The 21737-nt window shown below is 63.1% G+C and carries 21 protein-coding genes; 9 read left to right on the forward strand and 12 right to left on the reverse strand.

What is annotated here, in order from left to right:
- Positions 1-13: 13 nt before the first annotated feature.
- The 3 genes from L8F45_RS18690 to L8F45_RS18700 all read right to left on the reverse strand — a co-directional run bounded on the left by L8F45_RS18690 (position 14) and on the right by L8F45_RS18700 (position 3823).
- Positions 14-1084 carry a glycosyltransferase family 4 protein gene (locus L8F45_RS18690; RefSeq protein ID WP_342359370.1) on the reverse strand — a complete coding sequence of 357 codons (1071 nt, stop codon included), beginning with the start codon at positions 1082-1084 and terminating at the stop codon, positions 14-16.
- Between the two features lie 134 nt (positions 1085-1218).
- Positions 1219-2367, reverse strand: a complete 1149-nt coding sequence (locus tag L8F45_RS18695; RefSeq protein WP_342359371.1) for an acyltransferase family protein — start codon at positions 2365-2367, stop codon at positions 1219-1221.
- A 13-nt stretch (positions 2368-2380) separates the two neighbouring features.
- Positions 2381-3823 (reverse strand): flippase, encoded by a 1443-nt coding sequence (locus tag L8F45_RS18700; protein WP_342359372.1) that lies wholly within the window; start codon positions 3821-3823, stop codon positions 2381-2383.
- A gap of 368 nt (positions 3824-4191) precedes the next feature.
- Between L8F45_RS18700 and L8F45_RS18705 the strand changes: the two genes are divergently transcribed.
- Entirely contained in the window at positions 4192-5484 is a 1293-nt protein-coding gene (locus L8F45_RS18705; RefSeq protein WP_342359373.1) for a hypothetical protein, read from the forward strand.
- Positions 5485-5549: 65 nt separating this feature from the next.
- On the opposite strand, the gene L8F45_RS18710 is transcribed toward L8F45_RS18705, so the two are convergent.
- Together L8F45_RS18710 and L8F45_RS18715 are read right to left on the reverse strand one after the other, a co-directional pair.
- Positions 5550-6563 carry a glycosyltransferase family 2 protein gene (locus tag L8F45_RS18710; RefSeq protein WP_342359374.1) on the reverse strand — a complete coding sequence of 338 codons (1014 nt, stop codon included), beginning with the start codon at positions 6561-6563 and terminating at the stop codon, positions 5550-5552.
- A 57-nt stretch (positions 6564-6620) separates the two neighbouring features.
- On the reverse strand, positions 6621-7388 hold the full coding sequence (locus tag L8F45_RS18715) for a polysaccharide lyase family protein (protein WP_342359375.1): 768 nt from the start codon (positions 7386-7388) through the stop codon (positions 6621-6623).
- Between the two features lie 215 nt (positions 7389-7603).
- Between L8F45_RS18715 and gshB the strand changes: the two genes are divergently transcribed.
- Positions 7604-8551, forward strand: a complete 948-nt coding sequence (gene gshB / locus L8F45_RS18720) for a glutathione synthase (protein ID WP_342359376.1) — start codon at positions 7604-7606, stop codon at positions 8549-8551.
- A gap of 125 nt (positions 8552-8676) precedes the next feature.
- Here gshB and L8F45_RS18725 read toward each other — a convergent pair whose 3' ends face one another.
- Positions 8677-10059: an aspartate aminotransferase family protein gene (locus L8F45_RS18725; RefSeq protein WP_342363499.1), complete on the reverse strand. Its 1383-nt coding sequence runs from the start codon at positions 10057-10059 to the stop codon at positions 8677-8679.
- A 34-nt stretch (positions 10060-10093) separates the two neighbouring features.
- Between L8F45_RS18725 and L8F45_RS18730 the strand changes: the two genes are divergently transcribed.
- Both L8F45_RS18730 and L8F45_RS18735 read left to right on the forward strand, forming a co-directional pair.
- A complete protein-coding gene (locus L8F45_RS18730) occupies positions 10094-11518 on the forward strand; it encodes an amidase (protein WP_342359377.1) in 1425 nt (474 codons plus the stop codon).
- Between the two features lie 105 nt (positions 11519-11623).
- A complete protein-coding gene (locus tag L8F45_RS18735; protein WP_342359378.1) occupies positions 11624-13270 on the forward strand; it encodes a serine hydrolase in 1647 nt (548 codons plus the stop codon).
- A gap of 338 nt (positions 13271-13608) precedes the next feature.
- Here the strand turns inward: L8F45_RS18735 and L8F45_RS18740 are convergent, their stop codons facing one another.
- The 3 genes from L8F45_RS18740 to L8F45_RS18750 form a co-directional block, all read right to left on the reverse strand.
- Positions 13609-13998, reverse strand: a complete 390-nt coding sequence (locus tag L8F45_RS18740; RefSeq protein WP_342359379.1) for a c-type cytochrome — start codon at positions 13996-13998, stop codon at positions 13609-13611.
- A gap of 74 nt (positions 13999-14072) precedes the next feature.
- The gene (locus L8F45_RS18745) at positions 14073-15338 is read right to left on the reverse strand and encodes an FCSD flavin-binding domain-containing protein (protein WP_342359380.1); all 1266 of its coding nucleotides are present in this window, start codon (positions 15336-15338) and stop codon (positions 14073-14075) included.
- Positions 15339-15377: 39 nt separating this feature from the next.
- Positions 15378-15713, reverse strand: a complete 336-nt coding sequence (locus L8F45_RS18750; RefSeq protein ID WP_342359381.1) for a c-type cytochrome — start codon at positions 15711-15713, stop codon at positions 15378-15380.
- A gap of 93 nt (positions 15714-15806) precedes the next feature.
- Here L8F45_RS18750 and L8F45_RS18755 point away from each other — a divergent pair, with 93 nt between their 5' ends.
- The 3 genes from L8F45_RS18755 to L8F45_RS18765 are packed head-to-tail and all read left to right on the forward strand — an operon-like array spanning position 15807 to position 17748.
- Positions 15807-16799, forward strand: coding sequence for a bifunctional riboflavin kinase/FAD synthetase (locus L8F45_RS18755; RefSeq protein WP_342359382.1), 993 nt, complete (start codon positions 15807-15809; stop codon positions 16797-16799).
- 53 nt (positions 16800-16852) lie between these two features.
- Positions 16853-17170 (forward strand): hypothetical protein, encoded by a 318-nt coding sequence (locus tag L8F45_RS18760; protein WP_342359383.1) that lies wholly within the window; start codon positions 16853-16855, stop codon positions 17168-17170.
- 29 nt (positions 17171-17199) lie between these two features.
- Entirely contained in the window at positions 17200-17748 is a 549-nt protein-coding gene (locus L8F45_RS18765; RefSeq protein ID WP_342359384.1) for a sugar O-acetyltransferase, read from the forward strand.
- A gap of 10 nt (positions 17749-17758) precedes the next feature.
- Here the strand turns inward: L8F45_RS18765 and L8F45_RS18770 are convergent, their stop codons facing one another.
- Together L8F45_RS18770 and L8F45_RS18775 are read right to left on the reverse strand one after the other, a co-directional pair.
- On the reverse strand, positions 17759-18169 hold the full coding sequence (locus L8F45_RS18770; protein WP_342359385.1) for a DUF2000 family protein: 411 nt from the start codon (positions 18167-18169) through the stop codon (positions 17759-17761).
- Between the two features lie 77 nt (positions 18170-18246).
- The gene (locus L8F45_RS18775) at positions 18247-18633 is read right to left on the reverse strand and encodes a hypothetical protein (protein WP_342359386.1); all 387 of its coding nucleotides are present in this window, start codon (positions 18631-18633) and stop codon (positions 18247-18249) included.
- Positions 18634-18783: 150 nt separating this feature from the next.
- Here L8F45_RS18775 and L8F45_RS18780 point away from each other — a divergent pair, with 150 nt between their 5' ends.
- Entirely contained in the window at positions 18784-19665 is an 882-nt protein-coding gene (locus tag L8F45_RS18780; protein WP_342359387.1) for an AraC family transcriptional regulator, read from the forward strand.
- A gap of 726 nt (positions 19666-20391) precedes the next feature.
- Here the strand turns inward: L8F45_RS18780 and nth are convergent.
- Positions 20392-21186: an endonuclease III gene (gene nth, locus L8F45_RS18785; RefSeq protein ID WP_342359388.1), complete on the reverse strand. Its 795-nt coding sequence runs from the start codon at positions 21184-21186 to the stop codon at positions 20392-20394.
- A 43-nt stretch (positions 21187-21229) separates the two neighbouring features.
- On the opposite strand from nth, the gene L8F45_RS18790 reads away from it, so the two are divergent.
- A complete protein-coding gene (locus L8F45_RS18790; RefSeq protein WP_342359389.1) occupies positions 21230-21736 on the forward strand; it encodes a DUF2244 domain-containing protein in 507 nt (168 codons plus the stop codon).
- The last annotated feature ends 1 nt before the right edge of the window (position 21737 follow it).

Consider the following 21737-nt stretch of genomic DNA (forward strand, 5'->3'; position numbering starts at 1 on the left):
CCGAAGGCTTCCGTCACATGCGGCGATAGAGCGCAGCGAAACGCTCGGCGCAGGCCGCGACCGAAAAATGGGCGCGGAAGCGTGAGAGCCCAGCCTCGCCGAGGCGGTCCCGCAATTCCGGACATTCGACGAGCTTCGCCAGCGCCGCCGAGAGCGCCGTGGCGTCGCCGGCTGGAACGAGCAGGCCGGTTTCGCCGTCGATCACCTGCTCGGGGATGGCGCCAACCAATGTCGAAACAACGGGCAAGCGGCGCGCCATCGCCTCCAAAATCGCCACCGGCTGATTTTCGGCGCGCGACGGCAGAACGAAAATGTCGGCCTGACTGAGGAGCTTGTGGACCTCGGGGCCTTCGACCCAGCCGGGAAAGGCGACCCGATCGGCAAGCCCGAGTTCGGCGGCGCGTTTGACCGCCGCGTCCACCTCTCCGTCGCCGGCGATCACAGCCCTGAAGCCGAGATTTCGCCTGACCAGATCGGCGAACGCGTCCAGCAGCAGATCGACGCCCTTGCGCTCGCCGATCTGGCCGAGAAACAGGATCAGCGGCTCGACCTTGTCCTCGTTCGCAGGGTGAAGCGCGACGACATCGTCCGCCACCGGCACGCCATTCGCGATCTGCGTCACGCGCTCCTGCGATACGCCGAGTTCGGCGGTCACAAAGCGGGCCCAGTAGGGGCTCAGCACCACCACCGCGTCGGCGCGGCGGAAGAAAGCGCGCACGGCGGCTTGTCTTTTCGGGCCGAGGCCCTCGTAGAACTCGTTGTAGGCGCTGCCGTGGAGATGGAGCACGATGCGGGCGCCAAGCGCCCGCGCGACCCGTTCATACAGCATCTTCCGCCAGGTCGATCCGCGGGGCGCGATGTTGATGTGAACGACCCCGATGCGATGAAACAGAACATAGGAGACGAAAACGGCGAGCGCCGGCGGAACGGTCAGATGCTTCCATACTGACCTGTCGGTGTAGCGCGTCGGGAACACGAAAAGCTCGATGTCGGGCCAATCGCTGCGCAGACGCTCTGTCAGGTAGGACATGGCGCGCCCGATGCCGCCCCGGCCGGGCAGGCTTTCCGGGGCCAGAATCGCCACCCTCGTCCTTGTCAAAATCAAATCCTCCGGCGTCGGCGGACCTTCAGGAGCATCCGCCAACGCGGGCCGACGCGAAATTCTGCTCATATCGGGGCCCGAACGCCCCCGCCCTTCAACGACAATGAAGTCAAATTTTACCGGTCAGCAAGCTTGGGCGGATGCTGTGGTGAAGAAGCATAACCCACCCCGCCTGACCCGTCGCCCGGAACCTGCCGGGTCGCGCCCGACCGCTGCGTAAACTGGCCCGACAGAAAGGCCAGAATCGGCTTTTCGACCAGCAAATGACCAAGGAGCGCGACGACGATCGCCGCCGCCGTGAGCAGGATGAATGCCAATTCGGGCGCCATCGTCTTCAACGGCGGAACAACCCGGAAGGCGGCCGAGGCCAGCGGCTGATGGACGAGATAGAGCAGATAGGACGCGCCTCCGAGCATCTTCCACAGCCCGGCGGCCGGGAGTGTCCGGCCAGCTTCGAACCGGACGAGGCCGTAGATCAGCACGGCCGCTGCGATGAGATAGGCGACGCCTCCCCACGCGCCGAGAATGGCGATGTCATGCGATGTTCCACGGCCGATGAGCCATTCCGCGGCGCAGAGCGCCAGCAGCCCCCCGCCGCCGGCGACGATCCACAGTCCGGCCGGCGCGACAGAGCGCCGCAGGACCGCGATCGCGACCAAAATTCCCAGTCCGAAACCGAGATTGAGGCCGCTGCCCACGAGCGAGAGCAGCCCGAGCGAATCCACATCGAGCGAGAAGGCGGAACCGACGAGGCTGAGCGCGATCCAGATCGCGATGAGGCCGAAGGCGGGCCGACCGAGCCAAAGCGCCAACGCGAACAGCGCGTAGAACACCATCTCGTGTCGAAGCGTCCAGGAAATCGACAGGATCGCGTTCGCGTGCGGCAGAAGCAGCAGGTCCGCGATGACGCCCGGAAAGGTCAATTCGCGCTTTCCGAGAAGCCCCGGCGACAGGAGGAAACCGGCGAGCATCACAAGCGAAATCATCCAGAACATCGGCATGAGCCGGATGGCGCGCTTGGCCGCAAAGCGCGCGATTGTCCCGGGGCGGCCAATATCGTCGCGATGGACGTGATAGATGATGAAGCCGCTCAGAACGAAGAAATACGGCACGCCGACATGGCCGGGCCGAAACAGATCGCCGAACACGTTGACGCCGCGAAAATCGTGAACGACGCCGGTGTAGTGAAACAGGACGACGGCGGTCGCCGCGAAGAAGCGCCCCGCCTCGAGCGTCAGCAGCGGCTGGCTGCGTTGCAAGCTCATCGTCCGATATCCATCAGCGTCGCCACCTCGCTGCGCGCAGCACAAGCGTCCTGAGCGAAGCCGGCGCCACGGTCGCCGACCATATCAAAATCGCCGCGACACAACCCGCGCCGAGCGCGAGATTCGTCAACAGGGTCGTTTCGTGAGGCAGCAAGGTCGCGACCAGAAGAACAAGCAGTCCTGTGGGAAATAAAAGCGTCCAGCAGATGACGCCCGTCAGGCCCGTGGCCGCAAACAGCAGCAGCGAATCCACGATGGCGCGCAGCGACCAGGCCGTCGCGGCGCCGACAATGCCCCAGCGGCCGATCGCGAACCACAGCAAGGCGACGAAGGGCAGGATTTCAAGCACATGCAGGCGGGCGATGAGATTGGGGCGCTGCTCCGCCTGCAACTGGGCATAGGGCACATAGGCGAGGCTGTTGAACCAGACGCCGACGATCAGTATCTCGCCGACCTGGCTCAATTCGGGCGCGACGAAATCGCCGATCCAGAGTTTCAGGAAAGGGTCGATAAAAACCGCGCCGCAGACGAGGAGCGGCGCCATGATGATTCCGAGCCCGACCACGCCATCCCGCGAAAGTTTGCCCCGGTCGTCCTCCCCCGACATCGACATGCGCGGAAACAAGGCGGATTGCAGGCTCGTCGGCAGAATCTGCACGCGCATGATCAGATTGAGCGGCACATTGTAGAGGCCGACGGCGGCCGGCCCGAGCTTCGACGCGACAATGTATCGATCGAGATTCACAATCAGCGGCGACACGATGTTGGTGACGCTCGTCCAGAACCCGTATTGCGTGAGCTTGCGCGCCCACTCGCGCGACGCCGCCAACATCCGCATGCGCGGGCCGCGGCGCAGCGCAAGGAAAATCATCACCAGCGGCAGCGTCGAGCGCGCGATCGCGCCCGTGAAAAGCACGGTCTGGAGATCGGGGCCAAGCCATTTCGCCATCGCCAGCGGCGCGATCTGAAACGCGACCGCCATGGCGAACTGCGCGACGCTAAGCTCAAAGAAGCGCTCATGCGCCTGCAGCAGGCCGCGAAACACCGAGGCCGTGATCCAGAGCGGCAGCAGCAGCGCGATGAAGCGGATGCTCCAGCCGGCCTCGGCGATGAGTTCAGGCCCGATTCCCATCCAATTGCTCAGGATCGGAATGATCGCCGCGAACATGACGATCATTCCGATCGCCCCCGCCAGCAGGCTGATCGCGATCGCCGTGCCGAAGAGAATGCTCGACTCGTCGAGCGACTGGCGCAGCCGCGCCAGCATCGCCGTCACCGCCTTGTCCAGGCCGAAATTGAAGAGCTGGAAATAATCGAACAGCAGCCAGACGATGACGATGACGCCGTAGCGCTGCGGACCGATCAGGCGAAGATAGATCGGCACCGTGACCAGGATCACCCCGATCTGGAGAACCGACGAAATGAGGCTGAAACTCGCATTGCGGGTAAGGCTCAAGAATCGGCCCTCGCCAGACGCTCCGTCATCGCGCAGTCGCCTTTTGAACGCCTCGCCCGCGGCTTTTCGCCCATCAGAACCGACCCCGGCGCCGCAGGATGTTCGGCGCAGCCCCTTGCCAGGGCGCTGGCGGCCGCGCTCCGGCCCAACGAAATGTAAATCATATCATCGACATAGTAAGAGCTTACTCCGGCGGTCGGGCCATTTCGACCAAAGCGCGATTTTCGCCTCACGAGCGCCCTTTTCACCGATCGAACCACCAGTTGCAAAACAGGCGCAAGGAGCGAGATAACCCGGACCATGCCCTTCGCGTCCGCTACACTATGAGCAGGCCTCTGAGAACGATCATGCGTTGAGCCGATCAATCCATGATTCTTGCCCTCCTCTTCGCCTTCATCTTCGCTGTCGCCGAAATCGCGGTCACCTCCACCTTCGCGAATCTGATCGGCCCCGGCGCCGCGACCGTGTGTCTCGCCGCGGCGGCGGCGGCGGTGCTCATGGGCGCGGCTGCGAGCATGCTGGACAAGCAGATCAAGGCGCTTGTGGCGTTCGTCGCCGGCGCCGCGTTCCTGATCTTCGAAATTCAGCTCTTCGCGATCAGAACGAACGCCGAAGTCAATCCCAACGTCCTGTTCACCTACGCTCCCATTCTCGGCTTTGCGATCTTCGCCAATTCGCGGCTCAACCTCCGAAGATTTCTCTTCGTTCTTTTTCTCTGCTCGATCGCCTACAGCTTTTTGTATCTCGCGCTCTTCAACACGCTGTCGAGCCCGAGGCTCGATCCGCAGGATGCGTCGGTGAAGATCCTGGTTGGCGACAGCACGCGCGACGCCCGCGTTTTCCTCGCCGCGTCGTTTCCCACCTTCGCGTTCTTTTACGCGCTCGATCGCATCCTCAGGCTGAAGAGATTTATTTTCCTGCCATTCCTCGCGATTCCCATCGCCGCGCTGGCGCTGGCGCAATCGCGTCTTCACCTCGCCGTCATGGGCGTCGTCACCGTCGCCTATATTCTCGGCCTGACCGGCGCGTTGCCGCGCCGTCTTCTGCTTGGCGGATTTTTTATTCTCGCGCTGGTGCTCATGCTGAGCGTGCCATTTCCGGACTTCAATCCCTATCGCCTGTTTTCCGGCGACGGCTCAGCGGAAGCGCGGGCGCGAGCCCTGATGGTTTTCAGATTCTTCATCTCGGAATATCCGATATTCGGGGTCGGCATTTCGCCCACCCGCGCCGACGAAACCTCGCTCCTGCGCGCGAGCTATATCTACTGGGACGATCTTGGCGTCATCGGCGTGTGGTATTGCTTCGGCATCGTCGGGCTGACCATCTTCTGCCTGCACGCGAGCCTCTGCATTCTCGGAGTCCGTCGGCCGCGCGAGCTGACGCTGTCGGACCATCAGGCGCTTCTCCTGACGGCGCTGGTTTTCGGCCTGCTGTCGATCTCATCGCCGAATATCTGGCTCGGCAGCGGTTCGACGATCCTGTCGATCATGTTGGGAATCTGGCTGCGGACGGAGCATGGCCGTCGCGCCGGCCCGGAAAAGCCGCCTGCTTCTGAAAGCGCGCGCGCGCCCGACGGCGGTCATCTCGCCGCGAAGCCGGACGAGAAAACAATCGAGGACGCACTTGAGCCAGCGGCGGCGCTCGCGCCCCATCGCTCGTAACGATCGCCTCGCCCCATTCACATCCGTTCGCGGCGCGCGACCAGACGGGGCGAACAGGCCGGCGATCACGCCCCGGCGAATCTCATCCCGACGATCGCGCGCGCCAGATTCGCAGCGCGCGACCATTCGCCGCGCCTCGCGTAACGCAGCGCCTTGCGGCTGACATCGAACAGCACGAAGGGAAGCGAGGTCCGGAAGAAGCGCGCGCAGCACCTGATGCGGCTGCGCGCCATGTAATAGTCGGCCAGCGCCGAACGCTCGCCGAAGTCATTGGTGCCGATCGTGGCGCCGACCTTGTGATAGACGATCGACTTTGCGGCGTAGCCAAGCCTGAACAGGCCGCGCGCGCGCGCCGCCCAATCCAGCTCCTCATAGTAGAGGAAATAATCCTCCTGCATGAGGCCGATCTTTTCCAGAAACTCGCGGCTGACGAACATCGAGGCGCCGCTGACATAATCGAGCTGCGCTTCGACCGCGGCCTGATCGATTGGCGCTCTTGCATCAGACTGCGCGCCGACGCCGACGCCGCGGCCCTTCGACCTGATGAACCAGGCGCCGCCGAGATTCTGCACGAGATCGCGCTGGCCGTGATAGATCAGGGTCGATCCGCAGATGCCGATGCCGGGATCATCCCCCATGCGGCGGATGAGCCATGTCAGCGCATCGGGCTCGACCTCGACATCATTGTTGAGGACCCAGAAATAATCGAACCCGTTCGCAAGCGCATGGCGCATGCCGACATTGTTGCCAGCGGCGTAACCGCCATTGCGGCCGGTCTGGATGAGAACGATCGCGTTTGAATCTCCCTGCGCGCCTTGCTGAAGCGATGCCGCATCCGACCGGTCAATGAAGTTGAACGGCTCTTTCGCCGCAGCGACGCGCCCGGCATTGATGCGCTCGAGCTCCATCGCGGCCCAGCTTTTGATGCGCGCGACCGAATCATCCGTCGAGGCGTTGTCGCAGACGATGATGCTGAAGCGCCTGTTCTCGAGATGGGCGAGACTCTCGAGACAATCGACGGTGTCCTTCCAGCCATTCCAGTTGAGAACGATGATCGCCGCCTTGCTGCTCTCGGACATTGCGTGGAATTCCGCCTCATCAAAATCATTGCAAAAATAACCGCCCTATCAGGCGAATCAGGGCGCGGCGCTCGACGTCACTTCGTCGATCTTGAACAGCGCCTTGCTCGTCACTGACCTCGCGTTCCGATAGATGCGGAATTGCGGATAGAGCGGACGGTTGGCGCCATATCCGAAGCTTCCATTGTAGTTCACGATCTGGTGGCCGTTCATCCAGACCTTGACGTATCCCGTGTTGTTCAGATCAGCGCGGATGTCGACGACGAAATCCGCGCGCGCGCCGATCTGCATCATCGGCGCCGAGCGATAGAGCACCGTGCGTTTGTAGCTTGAGAGATCGGTCGGCGGATCGGCGATGATCTCCTGACGCGAAATCCGGAATTCGGATTTCTTCGTGCTCGGCGACCATTCCCAGGTGAACAGCAGTGGGCCGGCGTTCTCGACCTTGTCGCCCGGCGCGGGCTTCGCGTGAAGCTCGAAGAAATTGAGCCAGTCCTGCGGCCCCGCCGCGAACGCGTTCTCGCCGGGCACGACGGAAAAGCGAATATGCGCGACCGGGCCAATGGTCTGGACATAGCCGTCGAAGCCGATGCGATCCGAAGCGGTGTTCGCGCCGGGCGCCCGCTCATTTTCGCGGCACTCCATCGAAATCCATCCGGGCTCGCCATTGTGGCTGACAGCCTGGGCGTTCCAGGGATTCTTCGGCCCGATCAGCACGAAGCGCTGGCCGCCCTGCACCTTCAACTCCGCCATCGGCGGCGTCTGCGCCTCAGCGGAGACGGCGAAGAGCATGAGACCGCAAAGCGCTTTCAGGGCCGTGTTCATGGGCGCGGACTCTCGGGCTGGCGAGGGGTGAGCGACTTTTTCGCTACCTCTCAAGCTTAGGCAAGATAGGGGCGTGGTCGGGGCGGCCCATGTTCATTTTCGTCGCGCTTGCCAAACGGCCGACCGCCTGTATCACTCCGCGGCGAAATCCATGCGTTCGCATGATCCCGCGCGCGATCCGTCGTGCGCGGGATTATGTCTTGAGGGAGGCGCCCATGGCCCTGTCCGTCGCGGTCCAGATGGACCCCATCCAGTCGATCCGCATCGCCGGCGATTCGGGCTTTGGCCTGATGCTGGAGGCGCAGGCGCGCGGCCATCAGCTCTTCTATTACACGCCGGACAAGCTCTCGATGCGCGACGGCAAGGTGTCGGCGCGGATGCAGCCGGTCACCGTGCGCGATATCGCCGGCGATCATTTCACTCTGGGTGAAGCGGCGCGGCGCGAACTCGCAACGCTCGACGTCGTGCTGCTCAGGCAGGACCCGCCGTTCGATCTCAACTACATCACGACGACGCATCTGCTTGAGCGCATCCATCCGAAGACGCTCGTCGTCAACGATCCGTTCCATGTACGCAACGCGCCGGAAAAGACCTTCGTCACCGAATTCCCTGATCTGATGCCGCCAACGCTGATCACGCGCGACCGCGAGGAGATCGAGGATTTCCGCAGGGAGCATGGCGAGATCGTGATGAAGCCGCTCTACGGCCATGGCGGCGCCGGCGTGTTCAAGGTGGGGAAAGACGATCCGAATTTTGGCTCGCTCTTTGATCTGTTCTCGACCCTGTTCCGCGAGGCCTGGGTGGTGCAGCGCTTCCTGCCGGCGGTGGTGAAGGGCGACAAGCGCATCATTCTCGTCGATGGAGCCTTCGCCGGCGCCATCAATCGCGTGCCGCAGGCCGACGACATCCGCTCCAACATGGTGCGCGGCGGCGCGGCCGAGGCGACGGAATTGACGGCGCGCGAGCGGGAAATCTGCGAGCGCATTGGCCCGGAGCTGAAGAGACGCGGCCTCATCCTTGTCGGCATCGACGTGATCGACGGACTGCTCACTGAAATCAATGTCACCGCGCCGACCGGCCTGCGCGTCATCAAGCGCACCGGCGGGCCTGATATCGCGGCGATGATCTGGGATTGCATCGAGGAGAAGAGGAGGGGCGGGTAATTTCTCCAGATGTCATCGCCGGGCTTGACCCGGCGATCCAGAATTCCCTTCAAAATCGCAATCTTAAACTGGATGCCCGGGTCAAGCCCGGGCATGACGCTGTAAATAAGAACGCTGGGCGGCGCTTACGCCACGGTCAACCCTTCCTTCCTGATCCAGTCCTGCGTCTTGGCGAGGCCGCGCTCGAAGCGATCGAACATCTCGTTCACCTCGGCGTCACTGATGATCAGCGGCGGGCAGAAGGCGATGCGGTCGCCCATCAGCGGGCGCACGATCAAGCCTTCCTCCTGCGCGAAGCTTACCGTCTTCGCAGCGACGAATTTCTTCGGATCGTACTGCTTCTTCGTCTTCTTGTCGGCGACGATCTCGATGCCGCCGATCAGGCCGACACCCCTCGCCTCGCCAATCAGCGGATGCTCGCCAAGCTTCGCGAGCCGCGCGAGGAAAGTCGGCGAGGTCTTGCGCACCTGCCCGACAATGTCGTCACGCTGATAGATCTCCAGCGTCTTCACCGCCACGGCGCAGCTCAGCGGGTGGCCGGAATAGGTGAAGCCATGGCCGAAGGTGCCGATCTTCTTGCTCTCGTCGATCAGCGCCTGATTCATGTCTTCATCGATCAGCACAGCGCCAAGCGGCGCATAGGCTGACGTGATCGCCTTTGCGACCGACATGCTCTGCGGCTTCACGCCGAAAGTGGTCGAGCCGAACATATTGCCGGTGCGGCCAAAGCCCGTGATCACCTCGTCGGCGATCAGGCGCACGTCATATTTCGACAGCACCGCCTGGATCTTCTCGAAATAGCCCTTGGGATGAATGACCGCGCCGCCGGCGCCCATCACGGGCTCGGCGATGAAGGCCGCGACCGTATCCGGACCCTCGCGCAGGATCATCTCCTCGAGTTCGGCGGCGAGACGCGTCGAGAACTCCTCCTCGCTCTCGCCGTCTTTCGCGAAGCGATAGTGATGCGGGCAGGACGTATGCAGCACGCCCGCGATCGGCAGATCGAAATCGGTGTGGTTCGCCGGCAGGCCGGTGAGCGAGGCTGAGGCGATGGTGACGCCGTGATAGCCCTTCAGCCGCGCGATGATCTTCTTTTTCTTCGGCCGGCCGAGCGCATTGTTCATGTACCAGGCAAGCTTCATCTGCGTGTCGTTCGCCTCCGAACCCGAAGACGTGAAGAACACTTTCGAGGCGTCGAACGGCGCGATCTCCTTCAGCTTCTCCGCCACCTCGATCGCGGGATCATGGCTGCGGCCGCCGAAGAGATGGGTGAAGGAAAGCTTGCGCATCTGCGCGGAGGCCGCCTCGACCAGCTCCTCGTTGCCGTAGCCGAGCGACGCGCACCAGAGGCCGGCGAGCCCTTCGATATATTCCTTGCCCGTGGTGTCGTAGAGGTAGACGCCCTTGCCGCGTTCCAGAACCAGCGGACCGACCTCGCGATGCGTGGCGAGATTGGTGTAGGGATGGACGAGCGTCTCGATGTCGCGCGTCTGCAGGTTCGTCAGCATGTCGGCCTCGGAAGAAACAGGAGGGGTTAAATCCATGGGAGCCGATCAATCGCTGATCCGCAAGACCGCGGCCGAGATGGTCCCCCTGCTGCGCAAGCAGGCCATCACGCCGCACGATTGTCTCGACGCCCTGGAGGCGCGAATCGCAGAGGTTGATGGTCCCGTCAACGCGCTGCCGACGCTCTGCTTCGAACGCGCACGGAAGGCGGCGGAGGCGGTGATGAAAAAACCTAGGGATCAGCGCGGCCTGCTCGCCGGCCTGCCCGTCGCCATCAAGGATCTGACCGAAGTCGCGGGCGTGTTGACCACCTACGGCTCGCCGATCTTCAGGGATTTCACGCCTGATGAATCCGACCCTCTGGTCGAGCGGCTCGAAAGCGAGGACGGCGTCGTCTACGCCAAAACCAACACGCCGGAATTCGGCGCCGGCGCCAACACCTTCAACGAGGTGTTCGGCCCGACGCGCAATCCCTGGAACACGACGCGCTCGGCGGCGGGCTCGTCCGGCGGATCGGCAGCGGCGCTCGCGACGGGAACCGCGTGGCTCGCCCATGGCTCCGATCTCGGCGGTTCGTTGCGGAATCCGGCAAGTTTCTGCGGCATCGTCGGCATGCGCCCTTCGCCGGGCCGCGTCGCCACCGCGCCGGACTATCAGCTCGATCGTCAGTTGCCGGTGCAGGGACCGATGGCGCGCACCGTCGAAGATGTCGCGCTGTTTCTCGACGCGCTGTCGGGCGAAGACGCGCGCGATCCCGTCTCTTTGCCGAAGCCGGCGCAATCGTTCCATTCGGCGGCGCTCTCGGGCTGGACGCCGAAGCGCGTGGCGTTCTCCGCCGATCTCGGCATCACGCCGGTGGATTCCGAGGTGGCCGATCTCTGCCGCAAGGCGGCGATGCGGTTCACTGAGGCCGGCGCTGTTATCGAGGAGGCGCATCCCGATTTCTCCGAGGCGCATGACACGTTCAACGTGCTGCGGGCGAGATACTTCGCCATCAACAAGAAGACGATGCTTGAAACCCATCGCGACAAGCTGAAGCCTGAAGTGATCTGGAATATCGAGAAGGGGCTTCAGCTCACCATGATTGATCAGGAGCGCGCGGAGCGGCAACGCGCGGCGATGTATCAGCGCGCCGTAAAATTCTTCGACGACTACGATCTCATCTGTGCGCCGGCAACGATTGTGTCGCCCTTCCCGATCGAGAATCGCTATGTCGAATCCTGCAATGGCGTAAAGTTCGACAATTATGTTCACTGGCTCTCGATCGCCTACGCCTTCACGCTCGTGAGCTGCCCGGCGATCTCGATCCCCTGCGGCTTCACGAAAGAGGGCCTGCCCGTCGGATTGCAGATCGTCGCTGCGCCGCGCGCCGATGCGCGGCTTCTCGCCGGCGCGAAGGCGATGGAGGATATTCTGGGATTGCGGGGAACGACGCCGATCGAGCCAAAAGTGAGACATTGAGCGCCGCCGGAAGCACCTGTTCCGCCCCGCTTCGATAGGATAGAAAGAGCGCCATTGACGTCACGCATCTGATGAACAGGCGAATCCTGGCGGGGGAGAACGGCCTTGCTTTCGTCGCTCAATCACCGCATCGCCGCATGGGCCTTCGCGATGTCAGCCATGACGAGCATTTCCGCAAATGCAGGGCCGCTGCCCGAGCGCGTCGAGAAAGCCACGCGGGAGCGCATCGCGGCGGGCGTCTATCAGACGCTGGTCTTTGGCGTCGTGGACGGAGACAAGAGCGAGATCATCGCCTTTGGCCGGCTTGACGACGGCGCCGCGCCTGATGGCGACACGGTTTTCGAAATCGGTTCAATCACGAAGACCTTCACGGCCGCAATGCTGGCGCAGGCCGCGCTTTCAGACCGCATCAAGCTCGACACGCCGGTTTCGCAACTTCTGCCGGATTTCAAAATTCCCTCGCGCGGCGGCAAGGAGATCACGCTTGGCGAACTCGCGACGCAGCATTCCGGACTGCCGCGGCTGCCCACCAATCTTCTGGGACGCGACCCGTCAAATCCCTATGCCGACTATGATGCGGCGAAGCTGAAAACATTTCTTTCGGGATATCAGCTCCCGCGCGATCCCGGCGCCGCCTACGAATATTCCAATCTCGGCTTTGGCCTTCTGGGCTATGCGCTGGCGCAACTGGATCGCGCGACTTACGACGCCTTCATCAACGAACAGATTTTCAAACCGCTCGAGATGTCGATGAGCAGCGTCGCGCTCACACCGACCATGCGCGCCCGCCTCGCACGAGGCCACGACAATCAGGGCAGGCCGACGAAGAACTGGGATTTCGACGCGCTGGCGGGCGCGGGAGCCATCCGCTCCACGACCAATGACATGCTGCGCTATCTCAGGAGCAATATGGGCGCTTCGCCTTTGGCTTCTGCGATGAAGTTCGCGCAGGAGCCGCGCGCTGCATTGGCGGGCGCTGGACGCATTGGTCTCGCCTGGATGACGACCGACAAGGGAATCGTCTGGCACAATGGCATGACCGGCGGCTATGCAAGCTTCATCGGTTTCACGTCCGACCGGCGGCGCGGCATCGTCATCTTCAGCGACACGGCGGCGGACCTCGATGATCTGGGATTTGCGACGCTCGATGAAAGGGCGCCGCTGGCGGCTGCATTCAAGGCGATATCGCTCCCCGGCGCTTCTCTCGACGACTATGCGGGACTCTACAGGCTCGCCGATAATTTCCTGCTGAACGTGTTCCAGATGAAAGACGGGCTCCATGCGCGGGCGACCGGACAAAGCGCGCTGCCGATCTTCCCGTCCGCGCCCAACGAGTTTTTCGCCAGGGTTGCGGGAATCAGCATCAGCTTCACGCGCGATTCCGGAGGCGCGGTGAACGGGCTTGTGCTGCATCAAAACGGCGATCACACGGCGCCGAAGCTCGGCGCAGGCGGATCAACGCCGGAGTTTCAGGGTGTTTCGCTCGACGCCGCTGCGCTCGGCGAATATGTCGGCGAGTATCAGTTCGATTTCGGCCTGCTCGACGTCGCGCTCAACATCGATCATCTCGAAGCGCAGCTCACAGGGCAGCCGCCGTTTCCGGTCTTTGCAAGCGCCAGGGACGAGTTCTTCTACACTGTCGTCAAAGCTCAACTCAGCTTCGAGCGCGATGCCGGCGGGAAGATCGCCGCGGTCATCCTGCACCAGAACGGCCGCGATGCGCGCGCGCCGCGCATGACAAGCGGAAGATAGATCAAGCTGAAGGGAAATGAATCTCGATCACGGGCTGCAGCTTTCGTCGGCGATCAAGGCGATGGAGGATATTCTGGGTTTGCGGGGAGCAACGGCGATCGGGACGAGAGTGAGGTATTGACAGGAAGGTGAGGAGCGCCTGCGGCGCGCTTCTTGCGCTGGGCCCCGGTCTCCATTCCGTTCGGCTTGCGCCTCACTTCATGGAACCGGGGACGGAGAGAGCTTCGCCATGAAACGCTGAAGCTGTCGTCGTCCCCGGAACGGTGAAGCGAAACGAAGTGAAGCGGAACCGTGTCCGGGGCCCAGCGGAAAACTCCGTGAAGCGCAGCTTTGCGCTTCTATTTCTTCTTCCCGTCCTTGTCGTACTGCTTGAGAAACGCCGTGAGATCGGCAATTTCCTTGTCGTTACGGATGCCGGCGAAGACCATCTTGGTGTTGGGAATCTTCGCCTTGGGATCCTTGATGTATTCGGCGAAGACCGCTTCGTCCCACACGATGCCGGAATTCTTGTTCGGATCGGAATAGCTGTAGCCTTCGACCGCGCCAGCCTTGCGTCCGAACAATCCGTTCAGCTCCGGCCCGACGAGATTCTTCGCGCCTTCGCCAATCTGATGGCAGGCGCGACATTTTGCATAGGAGCGCTGACCCGCCTCCACATCCTGCGCCTGCGCAACGCCTGACGCCGCAAGCACGAATAGTGGAGCGATCATGAGCCGGAGAGATGACATGCCATGTTCCCTGTAGTCATTCTGAACTGCAGGTCACATCGCCAGCCTGCATGATGTCAAGCGAAAGCGTCGCGTCAGCCGAAGACATCAGATGTGATCGCCTCATACCAGCCGATATTCTCGTCATAAGTTTGCTTGCGCGTCGCCGCATCCTCGCCGACTTTCGAGATGAAGCTTTCGATGGCGGCGATGCGCCCGTCCTTCGCCTCGTAGCGACCGCCGACCTTCACCGCGTCGTTCATATCGATTAACGACCAGCAGGTGTTGGCGTAACGCGCGGGAAATGAGCGCGCCGCTGCAAGCTCGCTGCGGATCATCATGGCTGCGACTTTCGCCTGGCTGTTGGCGGCGAAAGCCGATTTCGGCATCTCGCCCGCGATCGAGGCGTCGCCGAGCACATAGATGTTTGAGTCCTCGACCGACTGCATGTTGTCGGGGTTGATCGCGCAATAGCCTGTCTGGTTCGTGAGCGCCGCCGCAATCGCGATCTGTCCAGCCGTCTGCGCGGGAATGACCGTGATCATCTGCGCCTTGTAAGCCGCATTGCCCGTCGTCACCGTCATCGCCTTGGCGTCGACGCCCTTCACGCCGCCATGCGCCTTCGGCTCCAGCCATTCGACCATGCCGGGATAATGCGTCTTCCAGCCGTCGAGAAAGAGGTCCTGCTTGGAAAAGGTCGTCTTGGGATCGACGATGATGATCTTCGAGCGCTGATGGCCTTTCGTCTTCAGCACATGGGCGAACATCGAGATGCGCTCATAAGGCCCGGGCGGGCAACGATAGGGATTGGGCGGCGCGACCATCACGATCAGCGCGCCATCCTCCAGCGCATCGAGTTGCTTCTTCACCAGCAGCGTCTGCTCACCCGGTTTCCAGCCATGCGGCAGCGTCGCGGACGCCTCCTCGGAATAGCCGGGCACGCTGTTGAAGCGGATATCGATCCCCGGCGAGACAACGAGCCTGTCATAGGCGAGCGTCGATCCATCCGCGAGCTTCACCGTCTTCGCGCCGCGATCGATCGACGTCGCCATGGTTTTCGCCTGCGTCACGCCATAGCCTTTCATCGCGTCATAGCCATGGGTGATCTGATCGAAACTCTTGAAGCCGCCGATGAAGAGATTGGAATGGAAGCAGGTGACGAAACGATCGAGCGGTTCGACCAGAGTGACATCGATCGCGCCGTTTGAATCCTTCGCGATATATTTCGCCGCGGTCGCGCCGCCGGGCCCGCCGCCGATCACCACAACGCGCGGCTTCGCCTGCGCCAGCGCCGGCGCGAAGAGCGTCGATGTCGCGAGCGCGGCGGGAGCGGTTCTGAGCAGACCTCGACGACTGATCATTTCATCCTCCCGCGCGTGTTGCGGAAATCTCGTCAGCGTTCAGCGAGGCGGCGTCTGGCCGAGCCCGCCGAAATAGGCCGCGAGCGCCGCAATCTCCTCGTCGCTGAATTTTCCCGCAACCGTCTGCATGATCACATTCGCGCGCCTTTTCGCGCGATAGTCCGACAGGGCCGCAACAAAGGCGTCCTCGGGCCAGCCCGTGATCGCGGGGATTCCCGCGGCGCGGCCGGACAATTGATGGCAGGCGACGCATTCGGCCGAGAGATAGCGGCCGAACTCGGCATCGCCGCGCTTCGGCTGCGCGGCGGCCGACAGCGCTGCAAGCGCCGCGAAGGCGGCCAATGACAGAGAAATGGGCCGAAGCGGCTCGCGCATTCCGGCAAACCTAGCCATACGATCGGTAGGGGCAATCCGCGAGGCCGGGCTGGCGTTATCACCCAGTCGTGCTAATCGGCGCGTCCAAGCCTCATGACCGCCCCGCCCGCCCGTTTGAATCCCGACTTCGCCGTCCTCACCGATCCCCCGCAATTGCCGCCCGCCCTCAAGGGGCCGGTGCTGGCGATCGGCAATTTCGACGGGCTCCATCGCGGCCATCTCGTGCTGATGGCGGAGGCGCGCGAACTGGCGCGCCAGCTCGGCGCGCCTGCGGCCGTACTCACCTTCGAGCCCCATGCGCGCATCGTGGCGCGGCCCGATATTCCGCATTTCGCCCTGTGCTCCCGCGAGGACAAGGCGCGGCTCGTGAAGCGCGCCGGCATGGATGCGTTGATCGAAATCAGCTTCAACAAGGAGTTCATGGCGCTGTCGGCGCAGGATTTCATCGACCATCTCCTCGTTGAGCGGCTTGGCGCGCGCGGCGTCGTGGTTGGCGGCAATTTCCGCTTCGGACGCGGACGGTCCGGCGACCCCGCCTTTTTGCAGGCGCGCGGCCGCGAGCTCGGCGTCGAGATCAAAGTGCTGGACCCCGTGACGGTCGATGGCCGCGTGATCTCGTCGAGCGAGGTGCGTCAGGATCTCGAAAAGGGGCTGGTCGCGGAGGCGGCGCGGCTGCTCGGCTATTGGTGGTTCGTGCGCGCGCCTGTCGCCCATGGCGACAAGCGCGGCCGCGAGCTCGGCTTTCCCACGGCGAACATGATCCTCGACCGGAATTGTCGCCTGGCGCATGGCATCTATGCGGTGCGCGCGGCTGTCGATGGCCGCATCGTCGACGGCGTCGCAAGCTTCGGGCGGCGCCCGACCTTCGATGACGGCGCGCCGCGGCTCGAAACCTTCCTGTTCGATTTCTCCGGCGATCTCTATGGCAAGGAGATCGCGGTCGAGTTCATCGCCTTTCTGCGCGGCGAGGAGAAATTTTCTTCGATCGACGCGCTCGTCGCGCAGATGCATCGCGATTCCGATGCGGCGCGCAAGGCGATCGCCGCGTTGGGCGCGGCGGGCGTTGAGTCGGTGATTGCGGATTGAATTACGAAGGCGCCGATCGATTGGCGCAAATGTGAGAACGTCAGGAGGCGGGTATGGCCACGGCTCGCACCACGATTTTTATCGTAGCGCTCGGATTCTTTGCGATTGTAACGCTTTGCACTTGGCTGATCGCAGTCCGCATTCACTTGCAGAATCCGAACATTCCACGTCGCGCAATATTCTGGGCTCTGGCCGACCCGTTTTACGCAGCTGTTCGCTACGGAGTGCGCCTCAAGCACCTCAACTACGTCGAAGACGTCGTCTCCCTTCAACAATTGAAGAAGTTCAGACTGGGATACATAGTTATCTGGATCACGCTTTGCATCGCGCTTGTCACCACAAGCCTACTTGCGGGAAAGGCCGGCTCCTGACAGTCCGCTGACCGATGAACGGAGCGATCATGCATAGCGAAAAGCAGAAGATGCTCGCGGGCGAACTCTATGACGCCAACGATCCGGAGATTCAGGCCGATCTCCTCACGACGCAGCGCTGGCTCGCGCGCTATAACGCATCGCTCGGCTCGACTCCGGATGAGCTGCTTTCACAGCTGCGGGAAAGATTAGGCGCGGCCAGCGACGGATCGCTCATTCGACCTCCCTTCCATTGCGACTACGGCTTCAATATTCGCTTGGGACGCGGCGTTTTCCTCAATTTCAACTGCGTCATTCTCGATGTCGTTGCGGTCGAGATCGGCGACCAGACGCAGATTGGTCCGGGCGTTCAGATCTACGCCGCCGATCATCCGCGCGATGCGGCCGCTAGGCGGACCGGTCTTGAATATGGGCGGCCGGTCACAATCGGCCGCAATGTCTGGATCGGCGGCGGCGCGATCATTTTGCCCGGCGTGACGATCGGCGACGACGCTGTTATCGGCGCCGGAGCGGTGGTCACGCGCGACGTCGCTGTCGGAGCAACAGTTCTCGGCAATCCCGCGCGTCCGCGCTCGTGAGCGCGCCGCTTCACGGATGCAGCGACAGCCCCTTCACGATCTTGTCGATCTCCCTGCGCTCGGCGTGCAACGCAATGCCGACAAGATCGAGCGCGTCGGTCGCGACCGCGGCGACGGCGGCGCGATTGGCGTCGTCATGGCCCGTCGCGAACAGCTCCTTCGTGTAGATCGAGGCGCGCGCGCCGCGGCCTGACGCTCGCGCGAGCGTCTTCGTCAAATCATCCGCTGTCGCGACATAGACCAGCACCGGCTGGCGGATCAGCGGCCCGTAAAATTTCCCTGATGCGTCGGCATAGGGTTCGCCGCCCAATTCCGGCGCGGCGGCGACGAGCCCGCCCGAGAGGAAGCAGGCGACATTCAGTTTCTGCCAGACGGCGAGATCGTCGCGCACGACGACGGCGATCTTGGTATCAAAGCGCATGGACAGCATGCTGGGCGAGATCGCGCCTGACCGTCTTGAACGATCGTGCGTAGCTCCCGAACGCGCTTCGGCCGCCGCTACTGGATGGTCACGTCATAGACGACGTTGGTGCAGGCCGACCCGTCGCCGCGGCATACGCGCACCGCATAGGAGTCGCCTCCCTTGTAGCCGGCGGCTGCAGCGTAGGAAAAGCGCGTCAGGCCGGTCTTTTGCAGGACGCCGTGGCCAGGATTCTGGGTGATCTGGCCGCTGCGAAGGGGTGTCGTGCCTCCGAAAGCGTTGAAGAAATGAACGCAGGTGCGCCCCTTCCAAATCTGCACGGCTCGGGTCAGCGTCTCGCCTTGATATAACGGTCGCAGCGGGCCGGTCTTGCATTCGGCGGCGGCGTAGCCGCTGACGAGCGAGAACAAGCCGCCCAGCGCGATGGCGGCGAACAAAGACGATTTGCGACGAACACCATTCATTGATCTGCTTTCCCCGAAAGTCCGGACGAGACGATGCTATATTGGAGGGCCGCCAGCGGCGGGACATCAAAAATCTCTCGCTACGGCCTCAACATCATGGTTCCTTGACACAGTGATGAATCGATTGCGCATCTGTCGTGCGAGGCGCCCGTGCTGAACGATCGCGCGCCGCGCCGCATGTTTATCGAGGACGCGCCTCCTCCGGCGAGCACGCCGCAGGCCGGCGACTGGATCAGGCTTGCCCCCGCGCAGCCGGGGATCGAGCGGATCGACGCGTTCTTTTCCGGCCACGCCTATGATCCGCATCGCCATGACGCTTATGCGTTGGGGACCACGCTGTCGGGCGTGCAGCGCTTCGATTATCGCGGCCGAGAGGCCAATAGCCGCTCGGGCGACGCCATCGTGCTGCATCCGGACGAGCGGCATAACGGCCGCTCCGGCGCGGAAGGCGGCTTCCGCTATCGCATGCTCTATCTTGAGCCGCGCCTGATCCGCGACGCGCTCGGCGAAAAAGCAAGCGCCCTTCCCTTCGCGAATTCTCCCGTGCTGCGCGACGCGCCCCTCAGCGCTGCTCTCACGCTCGCGCTGCGCGACATGGAGCGGCGGCTCGAAACGCTCGAACTCGATCAGGCGGTGCTGGCGATCGCCGACGCGCTTCTCGCGATCGATGCGAGCGCGCAGACATCTTCCGTGCGATCGATCGCATGCGGACGCGCGGTCGATCGCGCGCGACAATTTCTCGATGCGAATGCGACGCGCGTCGTCGCATCGGAAGAACTCGAAGATATTTGCGGGCTCGATCGCTATGCGCTCGCGCGCCAGTTCCGCGCGCGGCTCGGCGTCAGCCCCTATCGCTATCTCACCATGCGCAGGCTCGACCGCGCGAAGGCGATGATGCGTACGGGCGATGCGCTCGCCGAGATCGCCTTCGCCTGCGGTTTCGCCGATCAGAGCCACATGACGCGACAATTCAAGCAGGCGTTCGGCCTCTCGCCGGGAAAATGGCGCGCGATCCAGGCCGGGAACGCCTGACAATTGCTTTGTCGACAGAGGATTTCAGCTCAAGTACCATCAGCGCAATTCACGTCGCGGTCTCTTGAGGCGATCGATCGCGGACATTTGCGATCGTTGTCGGCTTCACAAGCTGCGGCGTACAATTTTTCAGGGATGAAACCGTTGCGCCTCATTGCATTTTCCGCTGCTTCGGCGGCCCTTTTTCTTGCCGGCTGCATCACGAACCGGCCGGTTCAAGGCGTCGTCTCGTCCACCGGTGAGAAATTCACCGGTTATGCGACTGGCCTCTCCGGGCCGTCGGGCACGGTCGAAATCGTGTCCAACCGCACGACCTGCACAGGAACATTTTCGAGCGCATCCGGCCAAGTCGCCAAAGGCACATTCGTCTGCGCTGACGGGCGAAGGGGACCATTCGAGCTGACGCCAACGGGAGGAAAGGCGCGCTTCGGCTCGGAGGCTTTTATTTTCACGTTCTCTTGATTGGGCGCGGCGTGTTTGGGAGTGCGCGGGCTCATTTCGATTGTTGATTCTGAGGCGCTCGCTAACGCTCGCGATTCTTGCGCTGGGCCCCGGACACGGTTCCGCTTCGCTACACCGTTCCGGGGACGGAGAGAGCTTCATTCTTTTACGCTGAGGCTGTTACCGTCCCCGGTTCCATGAAGTGAGCGCAGCGAACGAAATGGAGACCGGGGTCCAGCGAAAGGCTTCGCGAAGCGGCAATACTCCGGCATCACAAGCGCAAGTTCAGATCGTCTTCTCATCCGATCGGCAATAATCCGCGATCACGCAGCGCGGGCAGTCCGGCTTGCGCGCCTTACAGACATAGCGCCCGTGCAGAATGAGCCAGTGGTGCGCGTGCAACTTGTAATCCGCCGGAATGATCTTCTCCAGGCCGAGTTCGACTTCGAGCACATTCTTGCCCGGCGCGAGCGGAATGCGGTTCGAGACGCGGAAGAGATGCGTATCGACGGCGATCGTCGGATGATGGAAGGCGATATTGAGCACGACATTCGCCGTCTTGCGGCCGACGCCCGGCAGTTTCTCCAGCGCCTCGCGCGCCTGCGGAATCTCGCCGCCATGCTCGGCGATCAGTTGCTGCGAGAGCGCGATGACATTCTTCGCCTTGCCGCGGAACAGGCCGATCGTCTTGATGAGATCGCGCACCTTGTCCTCGCCGAGCGCGATCATCTTCTCCGGCGTGTCGGCGAGCGCGAAGAGCCGGCGCGTCGCCTTGTTGACGCCAGCGTCGGTCGCCTGCGCGGAGAGCACCACCGCCACCAGCAGCGTGTAGGGATTCACATATTCGAGTTCGCCCTTGGGCTCCGGGTTGACCTCGGCGAAGCGGGCGAAGATGGCGCGCACGGTGGCCGCGTCAGGCGGTTTGGGCTGTCCCTTGCGGCGCGGCCGGGCGCTCGCCAGGCCGGGCGCGGACTTGGCGGGCGTTTTGGCGGGCGGGGCCTTCGCGACCTTGGCGGCGGACGCAGGGGATTTCCCGCCCGCAGTCGGTTTTCGGGCGGAGACAGGCTTGGGCGACGGCATGGACCCGTTATAGTGGGCGCTTAGCCGCCCACAACCTGAACCGATGACCGACGTCTCCGCAGGCCCTCACGACGCCCCCTTGTTCACGGCCTCGATCCATCCGCATCGTTCGCTCGGCCGCGAGGGCGTGCGGCTCGTAGTGACGCTGGTCGCGGTCTGCGGCGTGATCTCCTCGATCCCCTTCATGATCGCCGGCGCCTGGCCTGTCGGCGGTTATTTCGGGCTCGACGTGCTGCTGCTGGCTCTCGCCTTCCGCGTGAACAACCGCCGGGCGGAAGAGACAGAGGAGGTACGCCTCACCTATCTCGAGCTGGAGCTGCGAAGGTTCGGCAACAAGAAGCCGCCGCGCGAATGGAAGTTCAACCCGGCCTGGGTGCGGCTTGAGCGCGGCGAGGACGACGAATATGGCCTGCAGCGGCTGGCGCTCGTCTCCGGCGGGCAGAGGCTGGTGATCGCGCGGCCTCTCTCGCCGCGCGAGCGGGCCGAATTCGCCGACGTCTTCGAGGCGCGGCTGATCGAGGCGAAGCGCGGCCCGCGCTTTTCGGAGTAAC

This window comes from Terrirubrum flagellatum, assembly GCF_022059845.1.
GTDB classification, from domain to species: Bacteria; Pseudomonadota; Alphaproteobacteria; order Rhizobiales; family Beijerinckiaceae; genus Terrirubrum; species Terrirubrum flagellatum.